This window comes from Mycobacterium sp. E3339 (genome assembly GCF_001666915.1).
Lineage (GTDB): Bacteria > Actinomycetota > Actinomycetes > Mycobacteriales > Mycobacteriaceae > Mycobacterium.
The window spans coordinates 56861-66442 of the sequence record NZ_LZIZ01000195.1 but is presented as its reverse complement, the minus strand read 5'-3'; the positions used below and the strand labels follow the sequence as shown (position 1 = coordinate 66442).

At 69.0% G+C, this 9582-nt stretch carries 9 protein-coding genes; 6 read left to right on the top strand and 3 right to left on the bottom strand.

What is annotated here, in order from left to right; all coding sequences use genetic code 11:
• The coding region (locus A5702_RS18215; protein WP_156669669.1) for a PCRF domain-containing protein at positions 1-401 on the bottom strand (401 nt) is incomplete at its 3' end.
• Positions 402-564: 163 nt separating this feature from the next.
• Between A5702_RS18215 and A5702_RS18210 the strand changes: the two genes are divergently transcribed.
• The 3 genes from A5702_RS18210 (at position 565) to A5702_RS18200 (ending at position 4747) form a co-directional block, all read left to right on the top strand.
• Entirely contained in the window at positions 565-1929 is a 1365-nt protein-coding gene (locus tag A5702_RS18210) for an FAD-dependent oxidoreductase (RefSeq protein WP_068222418.1), read from the top strand.
• A gap of 471 nt (positions 1930-2400) precedes the next feature.
• The gene (locus tag A5702_RS18205) at positions 2401-3564 is read left to right on the top strand and encodes a PPE family protein (protein WP_068222415.1); all 1164 of its coding nucleotides are present in this window, start codon (positions 2401-2403) and stop codon (positions 3562-3564) included.
• Positions 3565-3655: 91 nt separating this feature from the next.
• Positions 3656-4747, top strand: a complete 1092-nt coding sequence (locus A5702_RS18200; protein ID WP_068222412.1) for a PPE family protein — start codon at positions 3656-3658, stop codon at positions 4745-4747.
• Positions 4748-4753: 6 nt separating this feature from the next.
• Here A5702_RS18200 and A5702_RS18195 read toward each other — a convergent pair whose 3' ends face one another.
• Positions 4754-5083, bottom strand: a complete 330-nt coding sequence (locus A5702_RS18195) for a hypothetical protein (protein WP_067818520.1) — start codon at positions 5081-5083, stop codon at positions 4754-4756.
• Positions 5084-5116: 33 nt separating this feature from the next.
• Here A5702_RS18195 and hisN point away from each other — a divergent pair, with 33 nt between their 5' ends.
• From hisN to A5702_RS18180, 3 genes are all read left to right on the top strand, one after another.
• A complete protein-coding gene (hisN, locus tag A5702_RS18190) occupies positions 5117-5908 on the top strand; it encodes a histidinol-phosphatase (RefSeq protein WP_068222409.1) in 792 nt (263 codons plus the stop codon).
• 77 nt (positions 5909-5985) lie between these two features.
• On the top strand, positions 5986-7395 hold the full coding sequence (locus A5702_RS18185; protein WP_068222406.1) for an acyl-CoA dehydrogenase family protein: 1410 nt from the start codon (positions 5986-5988) through the stop codon (positions 7393-7395).
• Between the two features lie 30 nt (positions 7396-7425).
• Positions 7426-8631 (top strand): acyl-CoA dehydrogenase family protein, encoded by a 1206-nt coding sequence (locus A5702_RS18180; protein WP_068222403.1) that lies wholly within the window; start codon positions 7426-7428, stop codon positions 8629-8631.
• 72 nt (positions 8632-8703) lie between these two features.
• On the opposite strand, the gene A5702_RS18175 is transcribed toward A5702_RS18180, so the two are convergent.
• On the bottom strand, positions 8704-9561 hold the full coding sequence (locus A5702_RS18175; protein ID WP_068222402.1) for an oxidoreductase: 858 nt from the start codon (positions 9559-9561) through the stop codon (positions 8704-8706).
• Positions 9562-9582: the final 21 nt, after the last annotated feature.

The window sequence follows — 9582 nt, the reverse complement described above, 5'->3', positions numbered from 1 at the left end:
GTGACCAACGCCTCGCGCTCGTCGTACTCACCCGAGAGCAGCGTGCGCACCTCGGTGGCCTCTATATCCGCGCGCAGCGCCTTCAGCTCGGCGTCCGCCTCGGCCAGCGCTTCACCCCTGCTGGCAGCGTCTTCGCCCTCCTCCGCCGCCAGCTCGTAGAGCACCGGGAGGTCGTCGAGCCGCTGCCGCAGCTCTTCGATGCGGCGCAGCTCCCCCTGCGCGTGGGACAACTGGCTGGTCACCCGCTGCGCGTTGCTCTGGTCATCCCACAACTTGGGATCCGACGCCTCGTGTTCGAGCTTCTCGATGCGGCTGCGCAAACCGTCCACATCGAGCACCCGCTCCACCGTGGTCAGGGTGGAGTCAAGGGCGGCGATATCGGCTTGACGGTCGGGTTCCACAGCGGACCACGTTACCGGGACCCACCGGGGACCCCGGCTCCCGGCGAGTGCCCGGGCCACGACCAGCGGTCATGCGTTTAGCATCGAGTCACGGTCATGTGCACCCCGCGCCGCGCGCCCGCAGCCCACCGCGCGCTAACCGGGCACGAATAGAAGGTCGAGTATGCGCCCATACCACGTTGCAATCGTCGGCTCCGGACCGTCGGGATTCTTCGCCGCGTCATCCCTGCTCAAGGCGGCCGACGCGGCCGAAGGGATCGATGTCGCCGTCGACATGCTGGAAATGCTGCCCACCCCGTGGGGGCTGGTGCGCTCCGGCGTCGCGCCCGACCACCCCAAGATCAAGTCGATCAGCAAGCAGTTCGAAAAAACCGCCGAAGATCCGCGCTTCCGCTTCTTCGGCAACGTGGTGGTCGGCGAACACGTGCACCCCGGGGAGCTGTCCGACCGCTATGACGCGGTGATTTATGCCATCGGGGCGCAATCCGACCGGTCGTTGAGCATTCCCGGCGAGGACCTGCCCGGCAGCATGGCCGCCGTCGAATTCGTGGGCTGGTACAACGCGCACCCGCACTTCCAAGAGCCCGGCCCCGACCTGTCGGGCGCCCGCGCGGTCGTGGTCGGCAACGGCAACGTCGCCCTCGATGTCGCCCGCATCCTGGTGACCGATCCCGATGTGCTCGCACGCACCGACATAGCCGACCATGCCCTGGACTCGCTGCGGCCGTGTGGCGTGGAGGAGGTGGTCATCATCGGGCGGCGGGGGCCGCTGCAGACCGCGTTCACCACGCTGGAGTTGCGTGAGCTGGCGGACCTGGAAGGGGTCGACGTGATCGTCGATCCGGCGCAGCTGGAGGGCATCACCGAGGAGGATGAGGCCGCCGCGGACAAGACGACGAAGCTGAACATCAAGGTGTTGCGCGGTTACGCCGGGCGCGCCCCGCGGCCCGACCACCGTCGAATCGTGTTCCGGTTCATGACCTCTCCGATCGAGATCAAGGGTGACGGCAAGGTGGAGAGCATCGTGCTGGGCCGCAACGAGCTGGTCACCGACGAGGGCGGCCGGGTCTCGGCCAAGGACACCGGCGAGCGCGAGGAGCTGCCGGTTCAGCTCGTCGTGCGGTCGGTCGGCTACCGCGGCATGCCCACGCCGGGGCTGCCGTTCGACGAGAAGACCGCGACCATCCCCAACGCCGCCGGGCGGGTGGAGGGCAGCCGCAACGAATACGTCGCCGGATGGATCAAGCGCGGCCCGACCGGCGTCATCGGCACCAATAAGAAGGACTCCCAGGACACCGTCGACACCCTGCTCGCCGACTTGGAACGCGCGCGGGGCGAGTTGGCGGATTTCCCCGACGACCACGCCGACCAGCTGGCCAACTGGCTGGCCGCACGCCAGCCCAAGCTGGTCACCTCCGAGCACTGGGAGATCATCGACCGCCATGAGCGGGCCGCCGGTGAGCCGCACGGGCGGCCGCGGGTCAAGCTGCCCAACCTGCAAGAGCTGCTGCGGATCAGCCACGGCTGAGCGCCCCTGGGTGGTGCTTGACACGTGCCCAACAACGCGCACCGCAACCGGTCGCACAGGGGCGAAGTAGCCAGTCCCGCAGCGGGTTTCGTGTTCTTTCTGCCGGCATCGGGGCACGCAAGCGTGGTTAACAGAAGATGAACTAAAGGGAAACTAGCCCTTAATTCTGCCTGGCCGGCGCCGGAATAGCCGCAAAACCCCGCAAGCGCCGTCCGCGCCTGCGACCTTTGAATTGCCCGAACATCGAAGGATCCATTGCGATGCCCTGTGCGCACGGTCCGCCACCTCGATAAGCGCCACGCTGCCCGCTAGACAGCACGTGAGCGCTCGCGCTCGGCCGCCCAGTCACCCGGGGTGAGCTTTGCCGACCGGCAAGGCGGTGTGGAAGCGGCCAACAGATTTTTTGCCAAACAACGCCGATGCGTTCAGCCCCGGCGTTATTCACGTTTGCCTTCACAGGGATGGGACATCATGGATTGGGCTTTTCTTCCACCGGAAATCAATTCCGCCCGGATGTACGCCGGACCCGGGCCGGCCTCGTTGTTGGCCGCCGCGGGAAGTTGGGACGCGTTGTCGGCCGAGTTGGCCTCCACCGCCGCGTCGTACGAATCGGTGCTCTTGAGCCTGGGCCTGCAGTGGCGCGGCTCGGCGGCCGACGCGATGGCGTTCGCGGCCGCCCGCTACCTGGCGTGGTTGCAGGCGACCGCCGAGCAGACGCAACAAACGGCCATGCAGGCGCGAACGGCCGTGGCGGCGTACGAGCAGGCGTACGCGATGACGGTGCCGCCCCCGGTGGTCGCCGCCAACCGCACCCTGCTGGCGTCGCTGGTGGCGACGAACATCGTGGGTCAGAACACCGCCGCCATCGCGGCCGTCGAGGCGCAATACGCCGATTTCTGGGCTCAGGACACCGCCGCGATGTCGGGGTACGCCGCCTCCTCGGCGGCGGCGACGCGGTTGCCGAAGTTCACCGCCGCGAGCAAATCCACCAACGAGTCCGGGGTGGGCGCCCAGAACACCGCGGTGGCCACGGCCGGCGCCAGGACGGCCGCCAACAAGGCTGTGGCGCAGTCGTTCTCACCGCAAACCGGCCAACTTTCGGCGCCGGACCCGCAATCGGGAGTCGGCGCCGCGCCGCTGGCGGCCGCCAACAATAACAACGCCTTCCGGGTCCTCGACCTCATTCAGGGCACGGGCGTCGGCTTCAGCGCTCCCTACAACATGGAGCAGTTCGTATCGGGAATCATTGGGGCCGAGAACAATCTGGGCATCCTCGCCAAGCCCGGGGCGGCGGCCGCCAATCTCGCCCCCGCCATCGCGGCGCCCGCGCTTCGCGGCGCCACGGCGGGCCTGGGCGGAGGCCTGGGCAACATCACCGCGACGCTCTCGCACGCCGGCTCGATCGGGCCGATGTCGGTGCCCGCAAGCTGGTCGGCACCGACGAGCACCCATATCTCGCCGCTATCGCCCGCCGGCTTCACCACGCTGCCCGGCACCGAGGAGCCGGTGGCGTCCGGGTACCCCGGTTATCCGGGCATGCCGGGCAGCGGCGCCGCGCGCTCCGTCGGCGTGGGCGCACCGCCCCGCTACGGGATGCGGCTCACCGTGATCCCCCGCCCGCCGGCCGCCGGCTGACGTGCCGCCGATCCGCCAACTGCCGTCGGAGATAGAACGAACCGTTCGCCGCACGCAGCTTCGTTGTACGCGCTCATAGGGCTGTCACACAATGGATTTCGGCCTCCTGCCACCAGAGGTGAACTCCGGCCGGATGTACGCCGGCCCGGGGTCCGGCTCGTTGCTGGCCGCCGCCGGTAGCTGGGACTCGCTGTCGGCGGAGTTGAGCATCACGGCCGCCGTCTACGAGTCGGTGCTGTCCGGGCTGACGGGGTTGCACTGGTACGGGCCCGCCTCCCAGGCCATGGCGGCCAGCGCGGCGCCCTATGTGGCTTGGCTGTATTCCACCGCCGAGCGGGCTCAGCAGGCGGCGACGCACGCCCGGGCGGCCGCGGCGGCCTACGAGCTGGCGCATGCCATGACGGTGCCGCCACCCGCGGTCGCCGCCAACCGCAGCCAATTGGCAATGCTGATAGCGACGAACTTCTTCGGACAGAACACCGCCGCGATCGCCGCCACCGAGGCGCAATACGCCGAGTATTGGGCTCAGGACGCCGCCGCGATGTACAGCTACTGCGCCAGTTCGGCCGCGGCGGTGCAGTTTTCGCCCTTCTCCTCTCCGCGCCAAACCACCGACCCGGGTGGGGTGCCGGCCCAGCAGGCGGCCGTCGCGCAAGCCGCCGCCGGCGCCTCGAACTCGGGCACGGGCTCGCAGGTGGTGACCCCCGCGGCGCCCGGCTCGTCGTCGCAACTTTTCCGGATACTCGACACCATCCAGGGCGTCCAGACCACATTCAACGCGCTGCTCAATTCGGAAGGGTTTCCCGCGGGAATCATCCAGGCCGACAAGAACTTAGGCATTTTGCCGAACCTCGGGGCGGCTCCGGCCGGAATGCCCGCTGCGCCCGCGCTGAGCGGTGCCGCGTCGGGCCCGGGCGGCGGCGTTCAGGCGGTGTTCGCCGGCGCCGGAAGGATCGGGGCGATGTCGGTGCCCGCCGGCTGGGCGTCCGCGACCGGCAACCCCGCTTCGGGGTTGCCGGAGTTGCCGGTCGGTGGCTTGTCCGCCGCGCCGACTGAGGCGCTGGCGCGAACGACGGCCGGCGTGCCCGGGCTACCGGGGATGCGAGTCTCGCGGGCCGCGATGGTGGTCCCGCGCTACGGCGTGCGGATCACGGTGATGGCACGCCCGCCCGCGGCCGGCTGACGGGCGCTACGCCGGCGGCGGCTCGGAGGGCGCGAACCTCCAGTTGTCCGGATTCTTCGGCGAATACACGACCGGGAACAACTGGCCCATGGTCGGCCAGTTGTCGGCATCGACCGCCATGCGCTGATACACGGCGTGCTCACTGACGGTGGGCCCGTTGATCACACCGGCGATGGTGACGAACTGCTCACCGGTGGCCTCGGGCCGCGGGCTTACGCCGGTCACCAGCAGCGTGCCGTTCAGCAGCTCGCCGCGGGGGCCGCGCGGCCCGAACCGCTGAGCGAGGGCGACCGCCAACACGGCCAGCAGCAGGATCAGGACTCCGAATTCCCACACGCCGCCATGGTAGAGCCGTGATAGGACTGCGTCATGAGTCGGGACGATCTGACATTGGCGCTCGCGCTGGCCGACCGCGCGGACGCGCTGACGTCGGCCCGCTTCGGCGCCCTCGACCTGCGCGTTGACACCAAACCCGACCTGACCCCGGTCACCGACGCCGATCGCGGGGTGGAGACCGAGCTGCGCGAGGCGCTGGGCCGCGAACGACCGCACGACAGCGTCGTCGGCGAGGAGTTCGGCGGGACCACCGCTTTCACCGGACGGCAGTGGATCATCGACCCCATCGACGGCACGAAGAACTTCGTGCGGGGCGTGCCGGTGTGGGCCAGCTTGATCGCGCTGCTCGAAGACGGTGTGCCCGCCGTCGGCGTCGTCAGCGCCCCGGCGCTGCAGCGGCGTTGGTGGGCCGCACGCGGCCGGGGCGCCTTCGCCAGCGTCGACGGCGCGGCGCCGCGGCGGTTATCGGTTTCCTCAGTGGCGCAACTTGATTCGGCCAGTCTGTCGTTTTCCAGCCTGTCCGGCTGGGCGGACCGCGGTCTGCGGGACCGCTTCATCGCGCTGACCGACGCCGTCTGGCGGGTGCGCGCCTTCGGCGACTTCCTCTCCTATTGCCTGGTGGCCGAAGGGGCGGTCGACATCGCCGCCGAACCCGAGGTTTCGGTCTGGGACCTCGCCGCGCTCGACATCCTGGTCCGCGAGGCGGGCGGGACGATGACCGGCCTGGACGGCGTGCCGGGACCGCACCGCGGCAGCGCCGTGGCGACGAACGGGCCGCTGCATGCCCACGTGCTGCGCAGCCTGGATACCGGCGCTGTGAATTAGTTAACAAGTGTTCTCTGTGATCTTACTCCGGAGTAAGATAGGCCTATCCGCACTGCCCCAACAACAGAGGCGCCCAGATGACCGACAGTCGTTCCGGTTCAACAAAGACTTCGAAATCCGCCCGCTCCGGTCGCAAACGGAAAGACCACGAGAGCGCGGTCGGGTTACAACACCACAAGCGCACCGGCGTCGACATCGCCATCGCGCTGCTCACCCCGCTCATGGGCCAGGAGTTCCTCGACAAATACCGCCTGCGCGACCCGGTCAACCGGGGGCTCCAGTACGGCACGAAGACCGTATTCTCCACCGCGGCCGCCGCCTCCCGGCAGTTCAAGCGCGTGCAGAACCTGCGCAGCGGACCGACCCGCCTGAAGTCGAGCGGCAAGGACTACTTCGACCTGACGCCCGACGACGACCAAAAGCTGATCGTCGAGACCCTCACCGAGTTCGCCGACGAGGTGCTGCGGCCGGCGGCGCCCGAGGCCGACGAGGCCGCGACCTACCCCGCCGACCTGATCGCCAAAGCCGCGGAGCTGGGCATCACCGCGATCAACATCCCCGAGGACTTCGACGGCATCGCCGCCCACCGCTCCAGCGTGACCAACGTGCTGGCGGCCGAGGCGCTCGCCTACGGCGACATGGGTCTGGCCCTGCCGATCCTGGCCCCCGGCGGTGTGGCCGCCGCGTTGACCCATTGGGGCAGCGCGGACCAGCAGGCCACCTATCTGCACGAGTTCGCCGGCGAGAACGTTCCGCAGGCCTGCGTCGCCATCGCCGAGCCGCAACCGCTGTTCGACCCCACCATGCTGAAAACGACCGCGGTGCGCACACCGAGCGGCTACCGCCTCGACGGCGTGAAGTCGTTGGTTCCGGCGGCGGCCGACGCCGAACTGTTCATCATCGGCGCGCAGCTGAACGGCAAGCCGGCTTTGTTCGTCGTGGAGTCGTCGACCAAAGGCCTTGCCGTCAAGGCGGATCCGAGTATGGGCATCCGCGCGGCGGCCCTGGGCCAGGTGGAGCTCTCCGGGGTAACGGTGCCGCTGAGCGCCCGCCTCGGCGAGGACGAGGCCACCGACGCCGACTATTCGGAGGCGATCGCGCTGGCCCGGCTGGGCTGGGCGGCGCTGGCGGTCGGCACCTCGCACGCGGTGCTCGACTACGTCGTGCCCTACGTGAAGGAGCGCGAGGCCTTCGGTGAGCCGATCGCCCATCGCCAGGCGGTCGCGTTCATGTGCGCCAACATCGCCATCGAGCTGGACGGCCTGCGCTTGATCACCTGGCGCGGCGCGGCCCGCGCCGAGCAGGGCCTGCCCTTCCTCCGCGAGGCGGCGCTGGCCAAGCGGCTGGGCGCCGACAAGGGCATGCAGATCGGCCTGGACGGCGTCCAGCTGCTCGGCGGCCACGGCTTCACCAAAGAGCACCCGGTCGAGCGCTGGTACCGCGACCTGCGGGCCATCGGCGTGGCCGAGGGCGTCGTCGTCATCTAAGTCGTCATCCGGACTACCGAAAGACCAACCATGGCAATCAATCTGGAACTACCCCGCAAGCTGCAAGCGGTGGCCGTCAAGACCCACCAGGGCGCCGCGGAGCTGATGCGGCCGATCGCCCGCAAGTACGACCTCGCCGAACACGCCTACCCGGTCGAACTCGACACGCTCTACAACCTGTTCGCGGGCGCCTCGGAATCCATCGAATTCGCCGGGGCCGACAACCTGGGCGACGAGAACAAGGACCGGGACCAAAACCACAACGGCGCCAACATGGCGGCGCTGCTGCAGACCCTCGAGGCCTGCTGGGGTGACGTCGCGATGATGTTGTCGGTGCCCTACCAGGGCCTGGGCAACGCGGCTATCTCCGCCGTCGCGACACAGGAACAGCTGGAACGCCTGGGCAAGGTGTGGGCGGCGATGGCCATCACCGAGCCGGGGTTCGGCTCCGACTCGGCGGCGGTGTCGACCACCGCCAAGCTGGACGGCGACGAGTACGTGATCAACGGCGAGAAGATCTATGTCACCGCCGGTTCGCGCGCCACCCACATCGTGGTGTGGGCCACGCTGGACAAGTCGCAGGGGCGCGCGGCCATCAAGTCGTTCATCGTGCCGCGCGAGCACCCCGGCGTGACGGTCGAGCGGCTCGAACGCAAGCTCGGCATCAAGGGCTCCGACACCGCGGCGATCCGCTTCGACAACGTGCGCATCCCCAAGGAGAACCTGCTCGGCAACCCCGAAATCGAAGTCGGCAAGGGCTTTTCGGGTGTGATGGAGACCTTCGACAACACCCGGCCGATCGTGGCGGCCATGGCCATCGGCGTCGCCCGAGCCGCCCTCGAGGAAATCCGCAAGATCCTCACCGAGGCGGGCGTGGACATCTCCTACGACAAACCGTCGCACGCGCAGAGCGCCGCGGCGGCCGAGTTTTTGCGGATGGAAGCCGACTGGGAGGCCGCCTACCTGCTCGCCCTGCGGGCGGCGTGGCAGGCCGACAACAAGATCCCCAACTCCAAAGAGGCGTCGATGAGCAAGGCCAAGGCCGGCCGGATGGCCAGCGACGTCACCCTCAAGACCGTCGAATTGGCCGGTACCGCAGGCTATTCCGAGCAGTCGATGCTGGAGAAGTGGGCGCGCGACTCCAAGATCCTGGACATCTTCGAGGGCACCCAGCAGATCCAGCAGTTGGTGGTCGCCCGCCGCTTGCTGGGCCTGTCGTCGGCCGAGCTCAAGTAGCTCGGTTCGCCGAACGTGCAACCACGGCGGCCAGTCGGCCAATTTCCCGCCCTGAGTGCACGTTCGGTGTGACTACCCGGCGAGGGCGTCCAGTTGCTGACGGACCTCGTCGTCGAGTTCGATCGAGGCGACGTCCATGTTCTCCTCCAGGTGCCGCACCGACGAGGTGCCGGGGATCAGCAGCACGTTGGGCGCCACGCTCAACGTCCACGCCAGCGCGACCTGCGCCGGCGTACGGCCGAGCCGCTCGGCCGTGTCGGCCACCAGCGGGTGCGTCAGCACCGGGTTCGGCTGGACGAACGCGGCCCCCAGCGGGAAAAACGGCACGAACGCGATCCCGCGGGCGGTGCACTCGTCGAGCAGGGGCGCCGATTCCCGATCGAGAAGGTTGAATGCGTTTTGCACACAGGCGATTTCGGTGCGCTCCAAGGCGCGCAGCAGGTGATCGCGGTTGACGTTGCTCAGCCCGATCCCGCCGATCAGCCCCGCGTCGCGGGCTTCGATCATGACCGAGAGCTGGTCGTCGAACAGCCGATCGGGCTCGCCGCTTTCGAACACGCGCAGGTTGACCGCGGCTAGCTGGTCGACGCCGAGGGTGCGCAGGTTGGTCTCGATGTCGCGGCGTAAGTCGGCGGGCTCGTCGACCGGCAGCCAGGCGCCCTTGTCGTCGCGCCGGCCGCCGACCTTGCTCACCAGCGCCAGGTTCTCCGGGTAGGGGTGGAGCGCCTCGCGGATGAGCTCGTTGGCGACGTCGGGTCCGTAGAACTGGGCGGTGTCGATGTGGTCGACGCCGAGCTCGACGGCCCGCCGCAGGACGGCCAACGCCTCATCGCGGTCCCGGGGCGGGCCGAAGACATTGGGGCCCGGCAGCTGCATCGCGCCGAAGCCCACCCGGGAGACCGAAAAGCGACCGAGTGGAAAGGAATCCATACGGCGAGGTTAGCGTCGAGG